Genomic DNA, 16,514 nt, shown 5'->3' with positions numbered 1-16,514 from the left:
GGAGTCCAATTGCTGTCTTGCGCGTCAGTAGTTCGACCACCACTGTAATGATACCGTCAACGGCGCGAGCGACCGCTCGATGGTTGCGAGTTGACGAGCGCATTGCAGGAAACCCTGCCGACAGGGCCACACGAGCTGAAAATACGACGCCAATAACGATCGAGTGGAGACGGGTGGCGAATCACGCGAAGCGTACTCGGACCCGAAGAAACGCCAATCTGAATACCCTCTCCCCCTCTCGAGAGGTCTCATTCCCAAGCCCTGTCGCGTGTTCGGGTGCAACGAGACCCAAAGCGTCCCGTCGTATCCCCTTCGGCACGGAGACATCAATCGACCGTAACGCTCTTGGCCAGGTTCCGCGGCTTGTCGATCGACCGTCCCATGCGGTTGGCGACCCAGTACGACACTAGCTGTAGCTGGACGTTCGCGACGACGGCTGCTCCGATATCGTCCGTCTCGGGAATCTCGAGGACGTAATCGGCGTACCGCTCGGCCTCGGAGCAGCCGTCAGTGACGACGACGACCGGGGCGTTGCGCGCCTCGACTTCCTTGATGTTCGAGATCGTCTTCCGGGCGGTCTCCCCGTCGCCGGTCACTACCGCGAACACGGGCGTCTCGTCGGTCACCAGCGCGAGCGGCCCGTGTTTCAGCTCGCCGGCGGCGAACCCCTCTGCGTGCTCGTAGGTAATCTCTTTGAACTTCAGTGCGCCCTCGAGAGCGACCGGGTAGGCCAGCCCGCGGCCGATAAACAGGAAGGCGTCGGAGCCGACCAGCTCCTCGGCGACGGTCTTCGCACGCGAGGTGTCGAGTACCGTCTGGACTTGATCGGGGACCGACCGCAGTGCCTCGATCGCGTCGTAAGAGAGACCACCGTTCAGTTGTCCGGCCAGCAGGGTAAGCGCGATCTGCTGGCTTGCGAACGTCTTCGTGGCGGCGACACCGATCTCCGGGCCGGCTCGGATATAGAGGACATCGTCACAGACGCGCGTGGCCGAGCTTCCGACCGTGTTGGTAACCCCGATGGTACGGGCACCCGCGCGGTTTGCCTCCCGAAGCGCCCGCAAGGTATCCGCAGTTTCGCCGCTTTGGGTAACCCCGATGACGAGGGTTTCCGGTCCAACTGGGATTCGATCGGCCGCGTACTCGCTCGCGACGTACGCGTTCGCGTGGAGTCCGCGTTCTCGACAGACCGTCGCCGCGTGCAACGCCGCGTGATACGACGTGCCACAAGCGACGAACTGGATCGGACCGTCGTGATCGAGTTCCGAGAGCTCTGTGAGCGTGATCTCGCCAGCGAGTTCGTCGACGCGGCCCCGAAGACACTGCCGCAGGGCAGTCGGCTGCTCGTGTATCTCCTTGAGCATGTAGTGGTCGTAGCCGCTCTTGCCGGTGTCCTCGGCGTCCCAGTCGACCGTTTCGACCGGCTTCTCGAGAACGGTGCCGTCGGCGTCGGTGATCCGATAGTCGGTCGCCGAGAGGCGGACGAACTCGCCGTCGTCGACGTAGACGACGCGGTCGGTGTGGTCGATGAAGGCGGGCACGTCGCTGGCGAGGTAGTGCCCGTCGTCGCCGACCCCGACCACCAGCGGCGACTCGTTTCGCGCCGCGAAGAGGTCGTCTACCCCGTCGACGACGGCGGCGATCGCGTAGCTGCCTTCGATGCGGTCGATCGCCCGGCGGAACGCACACTCGGGGTCGTCGCCGGCCTCGAGGGAATCGGCGATCAGGTGTGGGATGACTTCGGTGTCGGTCTCGCTCTCGAAGGAGACGCCGGCGTCTACGAGCTCGTCACGCAACGCCTGGTAGTTCTCGACGATCCCGTTGTGGACGACCGCGACGCGATCGTCTTCGTCCGTGTGTGGATGGGCGTTGGCGTTCGACGGCGGGCCGTGTGTGCTCCAGCGGGTGTGCCCGATTCCGGTGTGTCCCCCACGAAGGGACTCCGTCGGGAGCACCGACCGGAGCTTTGAGAGCTCGCCTTCGGCCTTGTGGACCGACAGCGACGCGTTCGCGAGACCGACACCGGCGGAGTCGTAGCCGCGATACTCGAGCTGCGAGAGGCCGTTCAGCAACACGTCGATGGCATCTGGACCGTCCTCGCCGCCGACGTAGCCGATGATTCCACACATCCGTTAGCGAACCTCCGTCTCCGAGTCGATCGATCCCCGGACCGTCGTCCCGGCACGGATCGTCGCCGCAGCACCGACGATCGTCCCGGGCGCGTAGGTGACGCCGCCCTCGTCGGTCGTTCGGTCGGCGATCAGCGCGCCGAGTCGCTCGTCTCGGTGAACGGACGCCTCGACGCGGACGTCTCCCGGGCCGCCGACGATCGTCGATGCGGGGCCGATCCGGACGCCACGGCCAGTGACACAGTCGAGCGCAGTCGCGTTCGCCCCGAGTCGTGAATCCGCGTCGACGACGCTGCGTCCGACCGTCGCGTTCGCGCCGACGGTGACGTTCTGTCCCAGACAGACGTTCGGCCCGACGACCGCACCAGCGTTGATCACGCAGTCGGGAGCCACGATCGCCGGTTCGACGATGGTCGCGGTCTCGTGGACGCGGGCCGAAGAAGCGATCTCGCTCTCGACGGTACCGGTCTCGAACAGCGCCTCGGCGACCTCGAGCAGGTCCCAGGGGTAGGTCGCATCGATCCACATTCCGTCGCTTGCGGCCGCCCGAACCGTCCCCGATCCCGCTACCAGGGCAGCCAGGCCATCGGTCAGGGAGAACTCGCCGGCGGTCGGCTCGACGCTGGTCATCGTCTCGATCGCATCGCTCTCGAGCGCGTAGACGCCGGCGTTGAGTCGGTATACCCTATCGTCAGTCGGGTTCTCGACGATCTCCGAGACCGTGTCGTCGGCGTCGACGATGACGCCACCGTACTCGGATAGTTCGTCGTGATTGATAACGCCGATCGTCGCGACGGCGTCCGGAGCGTCCTCGTGGGCCGTAATGACATCGCCGACGATCTGCCTGTCGACGAGCTGGTCGCCGTTGACGACTAGGGTTCGCTCGTCGACGGTCGCGGCTGCGACGGCGAGGGCGTGACCGCTCCCGAGCTGGTTTTCCTGTACGACGTACTCGATCGGCACGTTACGGTACGACGAGCCGAAGTGTGACTGCACTGCCGAACGACCGTAGCCGACGACGACCGTGACCTCCTCGATCCCGGCGTCGATGAGTTCGTCGAAGACGTGCTCGAGGATCGGTTTCGTGCCGGCGGGAAGCATGGGCTTGGGCCGGTGTCGCGTCAGCGGCCGAAGCCGTTTCCCTTCGCCGGCGGCGAGAACGATGGCGGATCGGACGGGCATAAACGCGTGTCCGATGGCGGTCGGTGTACCTCTTGTGGTCTGTTTCTTGTGGTCTGTTTCCCACCAGTCGGGGATGTCGGTTCCTGAGAGTGACCGAAACGGAACGTGGATGGGAAAGACCTCTCACCTCGAGATACGGTTCAGCTCGACTTTGGCCATGGGACCGACACGTCGGCGAGTGTCCCGTATCGGCTCTCGAGGCGGTCCCAGACGACGATCACCGACGGGAGCACGACGATCGAGGTCAGCCAGGCGTAGAACACCCCGAGCGCGAGCAGGAGACCGAACTCCATGATCAACGGGATCAGCGCCACGTACAACACGCCGAGCCCGGTGACGGTCGTCAGCATGCTGCCGGTGAGCGCGCCGCCGGTTCCGCGGACGGTCACGAGCAGCGACTCGTGAACCCCGTTGCCGTTCTCGTACTCGTCGACGAACCGGTGCATGAAGTGAACGGTGTAGTCTACCCCGAGCCCGATCGATACCGAGAGGATCGGGGCGTTGATTGGCGTCAGCGGGATGTCGAAGTACCGCATCGACCCCGCGAGCAGGGCGACGGCGAGCAACACCGGAATCAGGTTCAACACACCGTAGATGGCTCGTCCCTCGAGCCACCAGTACGAGAGCACGAGAAAGACCATCGTCAGGAGGAACGCGACGATCAGGCTCGTGACCGAGGAGTCGATCGTCTGCTCGATGACCGCCTCGAAGATAACGAGTTGACCCGTGGCCGTCGCGTCGAGGTTCATGCGGTCGGCGACCAGCTCCGCAGCAGCGACGGCTTCGTCTTGCTCGGCGTCGACGTCGACCTGCGCGTCGATCCGGGTCGCGGTTCGGTCCGTCGTGAGTTGGGACGACGCCTCGTCGCCGGCGGCGTCGAACAGCGCGTCGTAGAACGCATCGACGTTCCGGTCGGGGACGCCGTTGCCCGTCGAATCGTACCGGTCGACGGTCCTCGCGAACTCGGGATCGGCGGCCGCCTGGGAATCGACGACGGTCAGGATCGTGTCGGCGTCCATCTGTCGCCCGTCGGTCTGGAACGCGTCCGGCGGATTCTTCACCGCGCGATCGATCTCCCTGAGGCCGCTATCCGACCTGAGATCCCTGTCCTCGACGTATATCGTGACACTGCCGTCGAGACTCTGGTCGAAGTCCTCCTCGAGGTGGTCGAGGACGGTCATAAACGTGTACTCGCTCGGCTGGAGCGGCCCGGGAAGCGATTCGTACTGTTCGATGCGGTCCTCGTCGGGGAAGAACGCCTCCTGGTCGAACTCGGTGTCGACACCGGTACCGTAGGCCGCAGCACCCCCGCCGACGACGAGCATCGCGACGAGGAAGAGCACAGGAACGACACGGGCGACGTGGACGCCGGCAGGCAGTATCCGCCCCATGATCGAGTTCTCCTGACCGAGCGGGCTGGAACCGAACTCCGGGAACCGCGTTCCCTCCCGTAGCCGGTCGAGCCCGACCTTCGCCGCGGGGAGGAAGACGCTGAAGATCAGGAACGTGAAGACGATCCCCGACGCCGCGACGATCCCGAACTCACGCGTGATATCGCTGACGAGGTTCGCCATGAAGCTAAAGACCGTCGTCAGGGTGACGATCAACAGGGCAGTCGTCAACTGGTCGGTCGTGACCCCCATCGCGTCGCCGATCGCCGCCCCCGCGGCCCGCTCCTCGCGGTAGCGGTTGATGATGTGGATTCCGAAGTCGATCCCGACCGCGAGCAACAGCGGGAAGACGGTGATGATCTGATCGGAGAACGGGATGTTCACGAAGCCCATAAAGCCGAACGTCCAGATCATCGTCATCACGAGCGCAGTCAACCCGAGCGCGAGGTCGACCGGATCACGGTAGGCCACCAGCAGGAAAAACAGGATCAGAATGATCGCTGCTGGAAAGACGACGATCGACGTGTCCCCGAGCAACTGGAGCGTCTCCTCCTCGAGGATCGCATCGCCCCAGATGACGACGTTGTCGGCGGTGTCGAAGCCGTCGATCTCGTCGGCGATCCCCTGGGTCCGGAACTGCAACTCGGCGTGGTCGCTCGTGTCGGCGTTCGGCGGCGTATTGTAGGTGACCGCAACCTGCGCGACGTTCGCGCTCGCGGACTCGCGCGTGAAGTCGGTACTCACCGGGATACCGGCGACCTCGTCCGCCTCTACGATTGCGGCCTCGAGCTTTCGTGGCGGCGCTCGGTCGATCGCCCGATGCTGGTCTTCGGCCGTGGTCGCGGTCGGATCTAGCTGGCTCGCGATCAGGGACGCAGGGCTGGTCGTCGACGTGACGCGCAGCCCATCCTCGTTCTCGACCCGGTCCTGGAACTCGAGCATCCGCAACAAGTTCGGCTCCGAGAGGACGTTGCCACCGTTGCGATCGGTGACGAACAGTTGCGCGCTGGTGCCGCCGCTATCGCCGCTCGCGCCCGCACGGTCGAAGTTCTCTTGCATGTCTTCGAAGGCCTGCTGGGCCTCCGAGTCCTCGGTGAACTGGTCGGTGCCGGCCTCCTGCTCGCCGCCGCCGATCATGGCCCCACCGAGGAACACGCCCGTCAGAACCAGGAAGACGAGCACGATCGTCCACGGTCGGTCGGTTATCAGCGGGTTGATTCGGCGCGTAAACGGGTCCCGGCTCTCCTCGCTCGAGGAGGGGGACGGAGACGGGGACGAAGAGGAAGAGGAAGCTGCAGCCGAAGACAGACCCCCCTCATCGCCCTCCGAGGCGGACCCTGTACTGCTGCCCTCCGTCTCCTCGTCGTCGAATGGGTCGAAGCCACTCATCCGTCGACCGTCACGATCGTCGCCACCACATTCCGACGCCCAGTCCAGCCGCGGTGAGCATCACCATCGCCGTCACGATCGTGCCGACGTTCCCGTCGCCGTCGTCGTCCTCAGCGGCTCCGACGTCGACCGGGTGCTGGTAGACGTCCGAAATCACGGTATCGCCCCGTTCGGTGTCGTACTCGAAGTCGAGTTCGACCGGGTGCGTCTCGAGTGCCGCGTCCGGTGTGGCTCCGATCTCGAACCGCAGTTGAGCCGACTCGCCGGGCGCGAGCTCACCCACGAACGCGTCGTCGTTCGGCGAGCTCAGGGGGCTGTCGGTGTAGAGGTTCGCGTCGATGTTCGACAGCGTTTCCGGTCGTTCGTTGGTGATCTCGAGGACCACCTCGCTGGTCTCGCCCTGGCGGATGTCGGCCTCGAGGGTCTCGACCGTGAACTCGTCGCGTTTCTCGTCGACGACGACGCGCTCGGAGATCGGCCCGTCGGTCGCGGTCGTCCGATCCCCGCTGCCGTACTCGACCGTAAACTGGAGCTGGCGCGGGCCGGCGTCGGCCTGTCCGCTAACGTCCGTGGGGTAGCGGAACTCGGTGGACTCGCCGGGCTCGAGTTCCGGCAGCGCGTACCGAGTATCCTCGATGAACAGCGACTCGCTCTGGGGCGTCACGTCGAGGACAGCGTCGTCGACCGCCCGCGGCCCTTCGTTGGTGATCGTGCCCGTGACCCGGCCGTCGTAGCCGACCGCAAGCGTGCTCTCGAGGTCGTCGATCGCGAACGTCTGCTCGGGGGCCGGCAAGAGCGTGGTCGTCACGCCGTTTGCCTGCCGTTCGATGCCGTTTTCGTCCTCGTAGAAGAAGTCGATCTCGAGGGGACGGTCGCCGGCGCTTATGCCGTCGTCGACCGCGACATCGACGGTCATTTTCGTGGATTCGTTGGGCTCGAGGTCGCCGATGATCTCCTCTGCAGGTGCTTCCGGCGTCGCGCCGTCGACGCTGATGCCGCTTCCGCCGACGATGCTCGTCCGAGTCTGGTTCGAGGCAATGGGGCCGGTGTTTTCGATCTCGACGACGGCGTCGCCGGTGCCGCCGGGTTCGACATCGGTCGCAACGTCGGTGACTGCGAAGCGCGGCTCCTCCCGAACGACTAGCGTGACGGTCTCTCGTTCGGTCGCCCGGTGACGATCGACGCTGCCGTCGCTCCTGACGGGATTGACGTACGTGTAGCTCACCTCGACCGTAATGTCGTGTTCGCCCGGTTCGATATCGTCGGGCACCTCGAGTCGCTGTGTCGTCGGGATCACTTCGCCGTCGGGGATCGTCCCCAGCGCCGAAGAGCCGGATGTCACCTCGAACGGTCCGGAGTCGGACACCTCGAGCGTCCCGCTGCGGACCGTCAGTACCTGCTCTCCGGACCCAGTTATGAGGCTGCCGTCGTTGCCGACCTGGAGTTCGATTACCTCCTCGGAGCCGGGCTCGACTTCGGGGTCCTCGAGGAAGACGTCCACGTCGGGGTCCCCACGGTCGACCGCACCAGCGAGCGCGGCCGAGAGGACGACACCGGCGACGGCGAGAGCCAGCGCGAGGACGACGACTCGAGTGCGAGTACGGGTCTGTTTCATCGGCACCTCCGTCCGCGCGGTCGCTGGCGCTCGACCGGTTCGACGTCGACTCCGTTTTGCCGCCGGAGAGCGTCGAAGCGAGGTAAGGAATGGGTACGTCCGACGTAATAACTCATTGCTTGATGCAATGCGAGAACGGCTATAATCCTTTTGATTGAACGTTCAGTCAGTCCGATCTCGAGACACATAACATGCCTTTCCGGGAACGCGCGCCCGAGAGAGTCGCGACCTGGCTCGTTTCGAACCTGCACCCGAAGGGGCCCGTAATACTGTCTTACAGGGTCGACCGGCCGCTCCCTGGCCGACAATTATATTTTATCACGAATTTCGTCGCTGGCGGATGGCTCCGTCTGAAAACTCTGAAAAGCGCTTTTCGCCGGGGAAGAGCCCCATCTGAACGTGTATCTCTATCTTAACACGAGATCGTCCATCCAGAAAACTTATTACAGCATGACCTATACGTCCGGATACCCCTACCCGGAAGGCTGAGTCGGTCTGTGACGATACCGTCGAACGAATGTCGGCCAATCGCCTCCGGTGAATCGATCACTAACCAACCGAAATCGACCAATACAACAATACAACATGTCAGACGAAATCTCATATCGTGAAAAGGGACGTGCGGCGTTCCTGGCAGCGATTATGGTCCTCTCTGTTGTTGCCATGTCCGCGTCGTTTGCGGGCGCAGCGGCAGCAATGAACGAGGAAGGAGTCGAAGAAGTAGCGGATACTGAAATAGACGCATTCTTTGAATTAGGCGAAGACGACCTGGACGATATCTGGATCGGTCAGACAATCGCCATCGAGATTAGTGACGAGCTGTCCGAGGATGACCCAGCCGGAGCGGAACTCCGTGACGGATTCGCAGGTGACGACGGCGATTCTGTAGACAACTCGCGGATCTACTCCGTTGAAGACCACGACACCGGTGAAACCGGACTCTACGCCGTCTTCGACGAGACCGACGGTCTCGAAGACGACTCGCCACACCACCTCCACGTCGTCCTCGACGACGGTGGTGAAGATGACTACTACCAGACTACCTTCTGGCCCAACGTGATGGACTTCGAGGCTGCCTTCGACAGCAGTACCGTCCGAGAGGACGGTGAGGACGAAATTGAATTCTCGTCCGACCGCGAGGAACGTTACGATCTGAACGTCACGTCTGACGACCTCGACGCCGAAGACCTCGGAGACATCTTCGAAGATATCGGTGCCGACGAGTCTGACGACGATGATACCCTCTCCCTCGAAGGTGTAGAAAACACCGAGTACGAGGCCGACTTCGACGGTATTGATGTGGGCGAATACGACATCGACTTCGACGTGACTGACACCGTCGACGAGGACAACGCGTCCATCGAAGTCAGTGACGAAGAGACCGACTTCGCGTTCACCGACATCGAAAACCCCGAGCAGGGTGACTACGGTAACGTCACGATCGACGTGGCGCAGGCCGACGACCTTGCCGTGATGCTTGGCAGCTACGATGACGGATACGTCTCGTGGGCTGAGTTCGACGATGTCGAACACGGTGAAGTCGTTCTCGAATTCAACACGCACAGTGCCGAAGACGATCCGTGGAGCGTCCACGACGATTATGACGACAACGCATCCCTCGACGCCCAGGATGTTGACGCACCAGACTTCGATGCTGATGACCCGTTCCCAGCCCACAACTGGGATATTAAGGTCGGTGAAAGTCTAGAGAACACTGAGAGCGGGGACGACGTCGAATTCGAGGACCGCGAACACGACCGTGACCGTCTGGATGTCGACGACCGTCTGCCTGTGGGCGATGTGACTGCCGAAACTGCGCCTGAAGCGGACAGCGTCGTGGACTTCAGCTCGTACGAGGACGCGACTATCACGGAAACTGACACGATCGCAGAAGAAGACGCAGCCATTCTGACTGTCAACGACTTCAACGCAGAAGGGCTGGCCATTGACCTCGATGATGACGACCTCTACGCCGACGGTCTCATCATCAACGTCACCGAGCAGGATACTGGCCCGATCGGCGAGCCAGATGTCTGGAGCACCGCTTACGAAGAGGAAGACATCGACGCTGACGACGAGCTTGAGGTCTCCCTGATCAACTCGGACCGAGATGATTACGAGGGCGACCTGATCTTCGTGATCGACAACGCTGACGACCTCGGCGTCGACGAAGACTACGACGTTACGGTCTCGATCACCGAAGATAATCGCTACGTCGTAGACGAAGACGAGGAAATCGAACAGGAGTTCGAACTGAGCGTCGAGGAACGTGAAGTCGACTGGGACGCTATCTCCTCGCTCCCCGCCGCAGATGACGCAACTGCAACCGGTACGACGAACATCGCACCGGGTACGGAACTCGACGCTGAAGCTAACTCCGATGACGACGACGGCAGCTTCGTCGAGTTCACGGATGCCGAAGTCACCGAAGGCGACAACGGTGAGCACGAGTTCGCCGCCGAGTTCGAACTCGGTGACGAGGAAGTCGGTGTCCTCTTCGACCTAATCGTCGATGACCCACTGCCGGGCAGTGATGTCTCGGACGATGTCGAGGATGTCGAACTCATCGACGCTGACGCCGACGAACCCGCAACGTTCGACGTTGACGCCACCGCACCTGCAGAGGTTGAGGTTGGCGAAGACGCCACCCTCGAGGTCACCGTGACGAACACCGGTGACGTCGAAGGGGTGTCCAACTACTCCGTCGTCGTTGACGGCGACCAGCTCAGCGACGAGGAAATCGAGCTCGAGAGCGGTGACTCCGCAGAGAACACCTACGACCTCCCGACTGACGCCGAAGCGACCGTCGAGTGGGAGGCCGCTACGGACCACGACTCCGAGTCCGGTACCCTCGAAGTGACTGAAGAAGATGCGGCACCCGGTGACGACGATGACGACGATGACGACACCGGTGTCGACGACGATGACGACGACGACGATGACGACGAAGACGAGACGCCCGGCTTCGGCGTTGCCGTCGCCGTCGTCGCGCTGCTCGCCGCCGCAATGCTGGCGCTCCGTCGTCAGGACTAACTAACTGAATTCCGTTCCGGGATTCAGTCTTCGCCGCATTTCGCTTTTCTTTCGAACGCTACTCCGGTAGCGACGGCATTGGCGTTCGACGCCACCGAATAACGGGTCCAGCTGTCGACTGTCGCGATCGAATCGACGAAAACAGCGACACTCTCGTGGTCACTTGCGTACTGAGCAACCAAAACAGTTCAACGATCCAGTCTTACTCCAACAGAAGACTTATTATACGATAACAGATACAGCCGGATACTCTATCAGAGTGGCGAATAGCGCGTGAATCCGATATCCGATGGGGTGAGACTGATCGTCTATTCGTTGTATAACCGCTGAACCAATCGACGATGCACATACGAACACATGCCAACCAGTGACCGAACGTATCGCGGGCCGGGGCGTGGAAGCGCCCTCGCCGTGATAGTTGTCCTTTCCGCCATCGTGCTGTCTATGGGGGGCGCGGGAATGGCAGTCGCCGAGAGTGGAAATGGACACGACGTGGACCGAACGTACGATTCTCCCGACGAACTCTCCGACGAAGATGTCTGGATCGGTCAGGAGATCGCGATCACCGGATTAAATGCCGATAGCGTCGGCGCTGCAATCCGCGGGGGATTCCCGTCCGAGAACGGCTCGAGTATTGAGACAGCACCCGTCAGTGGCGAAACGGCAGTTTTCGAGACCGACGCGCTCGAGGACGACGAACCATATCACCTCTATGTCCACATAGACGGCGACGATAGTGAGCAGTACTCGTTCTGGGCCTACGAAATGGACTTCTCTGCAACGCCCACAGACGACCGTGTCGTCCGGGATGGGTCGACGACCCTCGAGTTCGAATCAGATCGAACCGACGAGTACGACGTAAACGTTACTGCAGACGGACTCACCGAGAATGCCCTCGAGGAGATATTCGACGCACATCCCAACATGGAGTCACACGACGACGGGACTGTGACGCTCGTCGATGTCGGCAACGCCGCGGCTCTCTCTGCTGACTTTACTGACGTTGCATTCGGCGAGTACGAGTTCACCTTCGACGTTGCCGATACAGTCGACGAGGATACCGCTACGATCGAGGTAACCGAGGACAACGAGGACTACGCCGTCGTCGACATCGAAGAAACGACCCAGGGCGGCATCGCCAACGTCTCTCTCGAGGTGACGGATTCCGACAGCGCCGCCGTCGTTCTCGGGGACGCCGAAGATCACTTCGAGTCAGCCGTCGAACTCGAGGACATCGAGGACGAGGAGGTCGTCCTCCAGTTCAATACCCACCTCGCGACCGGGGGAGACGCCTGGACCGTCCACGACGACTCCAACGCCAGCGTCGCCGACGGTAGCGTCACCGTCGATACTCTCCTCGACGAGGACGAACCGTTCCCGGCCCACGACTGGGGCCTCTCGGTCGGCGACGAACTCGCCGGCGATGTCGAACTCGCCCAGGAATACGACCGGGACGTCTTGCTCGTCCAGGAGTGGGCCACCATCGGTGATGCGTCGATCCATACCGCACCCGCAGCCGACGACGTGAGCGACGCCGACGCCCTCGCAGAGACGACGCTTACCAGTACCGGTACGGTCGCCGATGCGGACGAACTCCTCCTGACCGTCGACGAGTTCGGTGCCGAAGGTGCACTGATGACTCTCGACGATGGGGTCGAACTCGCCGACGAGGGGTACGTCCTCGAGATCGAAGAGCGCGACGCCGGTCCGATCGGTGACGCTCACGTCTGGGACTCGTCGGCCGACGCGGGCGACGACGCCGATGAACTCGAACTCGATCTGCTCACCGCGGGCGACGCGTACGACGACGAACTCGTGTTTGCCGTCGACTACGAGAGCGACGCATACGAGACGGACCTCTCGACCGGTGACTCGTACGACGTCACGTTCACCGTCACGGAGGACAACGTCTACGTCGAGGACGAAGACGACGAACTCGAGCGGACAGCTGCGTTCGAACTGGTCGATCGCGAACTGGAGTTAGACGCCATCGAGTCGGTCCCTGCCCACGAGAACGTGACGACGACGGGAACGACGACGGTCGCTCCGGGGACAGAGCTCGACGCCACGGTCGATTCCCCGGTCGAAGAGGGGCGATTCATACAGGTGACCGATGCTACGGTGAGTGAAGGTGCCGGCGATCGCAACGAGTTCGCTGCCGAGTTCGACTTTAGTGTCGCGGACCCCGGAGTGACGTTTGACCTGATCGTCGAGGACTTGGTTGCACCCGACGACGTGTACGATGTCCGCGAGGATATCACGATCGCGCCCGAAGAAGACGAGCACGCTTCGTATCGCGTCGATGTCGACGCCCCGACCACAGTCATGATGGGCGATACCGCGACGCTCGAGGTCACCGTGACGAACGCCGGCGAGGACAAAGCACCGTCGAGCTATTCGGTCTCCATCGATGGCGAGCCGATCACTGAAGACGGTACGGAACTCGAACTCGAGCCGGGCGAATCGGTTACGGACAGTCACGAACTCGACACTGCAGTCGAAGGCGATATCGAGTGGGAAGTGCTGACCGATCACGACGACGAATCCGGGACGGTAACCGTTACCGGGGCTGACGAAGACGACATGAATGCTGCCGACGATGCCGCTGGCGATGACGAGGCTGACGATGGCGAAGACGAAGCGCCTGGGTTCGGAGTCACGGCGACCGTCGTTGCGCTTCTCGTGATCGCTTTCGCTGCGGGACGATACTGGAACTGAGTGTCCAGCTGTGGGCTGGCCGGATGCCCGAAACGCCGCTATCGTTCGACTCTTTTCTTGTGATCGATATCTATCGATCGAGATCGTAGACCGTCATCCCTGTATCGGTCGTGGAAGAAGAGCCGGCGACTTTACTCGGTTCTCCAGCCAAACCCACTCAATCGCGCCTGAAACGGCAGTCTCGAGGTCACAGGTCGGAAAGCAAACTAGAAGTGTAAACCGCCGTTTACCGATACTGCTTCACTGTCACTCTCAGTTCAGTCGTCCGCTGTGGCAGCCTCGATTTCGCCAGCCGACTCCGCACGCTCGAGGTCGTCCAGATACTCGTCGGCGTCTAGCGCTGCTTTCGATCCCATTCCCGCGGCCGTCACCGCCTGCTGGTAGTGGTAGTCGACGACATCGCCAGCGCCGAAGAGGCCGGGGACGTCCGTCTCCGTCTGGCCGCCGCCCTCGCCGCCCTGGGTCTCGAGGTAGCCATCGGCGTCCATTTCGACGCCGGTGTCTTCGAGGTACCCGGTGTTGGGTGTGTGGCCGATCGCGAGGAAGACCGCACCGACGTCGAACTCGAACTCGTCGGTTTCGGGGTCGTCGAGCCGGTCAGTGGGGTGTCCCTCGTCGTTCTCGACCAGCGTCACGTAGTCGACGCCTTCCTCCTGGGAGCCATGGACCTCGGTCAGTTCGGTGTTTTTCATGATCTCGATCTCGCCGTCCTCGACCTTCTCGTGGACGCGGTCGATCCAGTGGTCCTCGGCGCGGAACTCCTCGCGGCGGTGGGCGATGTAGACGGTGTCGGCGAACTTCGTGAGGAAGGTGGCTTCCTCCATTGCGGCGTCGCCACCGCCGACGACGAGCATGTCCTCGCCGCGGAAGAACGCGCCGTCGCAAGTGGCACACGTCGAGAGGCCATAGCCCATAAGTTCGTCCTCACCGGGGATACCGAGGGTACGGGCGCTGGCTCCGGAAGCGGCGATTACGGCGTCTGCAGTGTAGACATCGCCGTTTTTCAGTTCGACGCGGAACGGGTCCGTCGAATCGTCGACGGACTCGATGACGCCGTTTTTCAGGTTCGCACCGAACTTCCGGGCCTGCTCTTTCATGTTGTTGACCAGCTCGGGACCGCCGATCCCTTCGGGGAAGCCGGGGTAGTTCGCGACGTCAGTCGTCAGCGTGAGCTGGCCGCCGGGTTCGTCGCCTTCGATGACCAGCGGGTCGTTGTTCGCACGGCCGGCGTAGATGGCGGCGGTGAGACCCGCGATCCCCGTCCCCGCGATGATCAGGGGTCGGTGTTCGACGATCTCGTCGTCGTCGCTACTTTCGTCTGCGAGCCCGAGCTTTGCGTCGAGTTCGCCCGTCTCCTCGAGTGCGCTCGTGTCGTCCCAGCCGCCGATCAGTTCGTCGTCGATGAACACTTCGGGTGCGGTCTTGCGACCGTCGGCACGTTCGACCATCTCTTCGAACAGCTCCTCGTCGTCGGTGACGTTGTACTCCTCGTACTCGACGTCCTTGCTGTCGAAGAGGTCCTTTGCCTTCTCGCAGTAGGGACAGTCGTCTTTGGTGTAAATCTCGACTCGAGGCTGAGCCTGAGACTGCTCGGTCATTTCGTCTTCGTGTAGGGAAACGTGGCGTATACGAGTTGCGTTCCCTGCAGCGTGCCCCGCTGTCGGAGGGGGGCAGTGGCCGTGGCTGTCGAGAAACTGTGTCTGTGACTGTGGCTGTGACTGTAGCCGTGGCCGTGGCTGTGGTCTGTGCGTACCGGGTCGACGCGTTTACGGCCATCACCGCCGATCGTCCGGTATGACCGCGGATCTCGAGGAGAAGACCGACCGCTACGGAGAGCTACTCGCGGAGGCGCTGTCGGAGGCGACGATCGCACCCCCGGCAGGGACGCCGATGGCCGACGCGGCCGCGGAGTGTTACGAGATGGCCGAGTCCTATCTCGAGGACGGACGCCACTTCCGGGAGAACGACGATCCGGTCAACGCGTTGGCGTCGTTCTCGTACGGACACGCGTGGCTCGATGCGGGCGCACGCGTTGGGTTGTTCGACGTGCCGACGGAGGGGCACCTGTTCACCGTCGAGTGACGGGGTGATCTCGACGGTCGGCGACCGACTGGCGAACTCTGCCCAGTGATCCGAGAAGTGGACGGCTAACTCGCCTGGTCTGACCTCGACCTTGACCCCGACCTCGACCCCGAACCCACCGCCGGACAGAGGACAGAGCCCTACCAGGAGCCGACGATAGTCGGCAAGACCTTTCGCTGGGCAGCCGCGAGGTGTTCGGCGAACGTTGCGCGGTTGACATCGAGCGCCTCGGCGACCTCACCCGCGTTGGCCTGTTTCGGGTGTTCGAAATATCCCATTTCGATGGCCTGCTCGAGAACTTCTTTCTGGCGCTCGGTGAGGACGTCGCGATCCACGTGTACGAGCGACGTGTCGTCGTGTTCCGTTTCCGACCAGATGATTCGTTCGACCGACAGACCGGAATAGCGGGCACGAAGCTCCCGCAGGACGGATCGTACCTGTTCTATCTCGGAAACGTAGAAGGTGACGAACAGGGCTCCGTCCTGGGCTTCGACGGTCGAAACGGGGTGGCCGAGCCGTTCGATCGACCCACAGGGACACTCGTCGTCCCGGGACCGATCGAACCGGTAGATTTCCTGTGAGCCGTCGGCGAGGACTCGCTCGAGCGACTGGACGTGGTCGTGGGGGTCGGCGTCCGAATCGCCGTCGGCCTCGAGGGCGAACTCCTCGACCACGTGGTCGGCGTCCGGTCCGACCGACCAGGAGATCGATCGAGCGGTCGCTCCCGTAGCTGCCGAGACGGCCGCCACCGAACACGCTTCCGGGGAGTCGATCCGGAGCTCGATTCGTACACCGCCCTGCATATGCGGATGCTTGCCGTTTGCAATCAAAACGGGGCCGTCGTTTCCCAGCCGATGGGAGTTGTTTGCCACCGTGCAAGGGAGCGGTTGCTGTCACTTCACAGTTTCAATCGGATGGACGTGCACCGAGTGTAGAATATAAATGTCCATCGTGTTGTGGGAGTGGGGGTTTGCG

Annotated in this window: 9 protein-coding genes; 3 read left to right on the top strand and 6 right to left on the bottom strand. The window is 62.6% G+C overall.

Annotated elements, in window-relative coordinates; genetic code table 11:
• Positions 1 to 326: 326 nt before the first annotated feature.
• The 4 genes from glmS to C446_RS01775 all read right to left on the bottom strand — a co-directional run bounded on the left by glmS (position 327) and on the right by C446_RS01775 (position 7,706).
• Positions 327 to 2,129, bottom strand: a complete 1,803-nt coding sequence (gene glmS / locus C446_RS01790) for a glutamine--fructose-6-phosphate transaminase (isomerizing) (RefSeq protein WP_006671337.1) — start codon at positions 2,127 to 2,129, stop codon at positions 327 to 329.
• Between the two features lie 3 nt (positions 2,130 to 2,132).
• A complete protein-coding gene (locus C446_RS01785) occupies positions 2,133 to 3,311 on the bottom strand; it encodes a sugar phosphate nucleotidyltransferase (protein WP_006671336.1) in 1,179 nt (392 codons plus the stop codon).
• Between the two features lie 140 nt (positions 3,312 to 3,451).
• A complete protein-coding gene (locus C446_RS01780; protein WP_006671335.1) occupies positions 3,452 to 6,091 on the bottom strand; it encodes an efflux RND transporter permease subunit in 2,640 nt (879 codons plus the stop codon).
• A gap of 10 nt (positions 6,092 to 6,101) precedes the next feature.
• Entirely contained in the window at positions 6,102 to 7,706 is a 1,605-nt protein-coding gene (locus tag C446_RS01775; RefSeq protein ID WP_006671334.1) for a COG1361 S-layer family protein, read from the bottom strand.
• Between the two features lie 585 nt (positions 7,707 to 8,291).
• On the opposite strand from C446_RS01775, the gene C446_RS01770 reads away from it, so the two are divergent.
• Together C446_RS01770 and C446_RS01765 are read left to right on the top strand one after the other, a co-directional pair.
• Entirely contained in the window at positions 8,292 to 10,739 is a 2,448-nt protein-coding gene (locus tag C446_RS01770) for a PGF-CTERM sorting domain-containing protein (protein WP_083861038.1), read from the top strand.
• 492 nt (positions 10,740 to 11,231) lie between these two features.
• A complete protein-coding gene (locus C446_RS01765; RefSeq protein ID WP_152419338.1) occupies positions 11,232 to 13,457 on the top strand; it encodes a BGTF surface domain-containing protein in 2,226 nt (741 codons plus the stop codon).
• Between the two features lie 257 nt (positions 13,458 to 13,714).
• Here C446_RS01765 and grxC read toward each other — a convergent pair whose 3' ends face one another.
• Positions 13,715 to 15,055, bottom strand: coding sequence for a glutaredoxin 3 (grxC, locus tag C446_RS01760; RefSeq protein ID WP_006671331.1), 1,341 nt, complete (start codon positions 15,053 to 15,055; stop codon positions 13,715 to 13,717).
• A 196-nt stretch (positions 15,056 to 15,251) separates the two neighbouring features.
• Here grxC and C446_RS01755 point away from each other — a divergent pair, with 196 nt between their 5' ends.
• On the top strand, positions 15,252 to 15,539 hold the full coding sequence (locus C446_RS01755) for a DUF357 domain-containing protein (RefSeq protein WP_006671330.1): 288 nt from the start codon (positions 15,252 to 15,254) through the stop codon (positions 15,537 to 15,539).
• A gap of 140 nt (positions 15,540 to 15,679) precedes the next feature.
• Here the strand turns inward: C446_RS01755 and C446_RS01750 are convergent, their stop codons facing one another.
• Positions 15,680 to 16,342, bottom strand: coding sequence for a helix-turn-helix domain-containing protein (locus C446_RS01750; protein WP_006671329.1), 663 nt, complete (start codon positions 16,340 to 16,342; stop codon positions 15,680 to 15,682).
• Between the last annotated feature and the right edge of the window lie 172 nt (positions 16,343 to 16,514).

The sequence above is a fragment of the Halobiforma nitratireducens JCM 10879 genome, assembly GCF_000337895.1.
Lineage (GTDB): Archaea > Halobacteriota > Halobacteria > Halobacteriales > Natrialbaceae > Natronobacterium > Natronobacterium nitratireducens.
The sequence above is the reverse complement of the archived record's forward strand: the minus strand, read 5'-3'. Positions and strand labels throughout refer to the sequence as shown.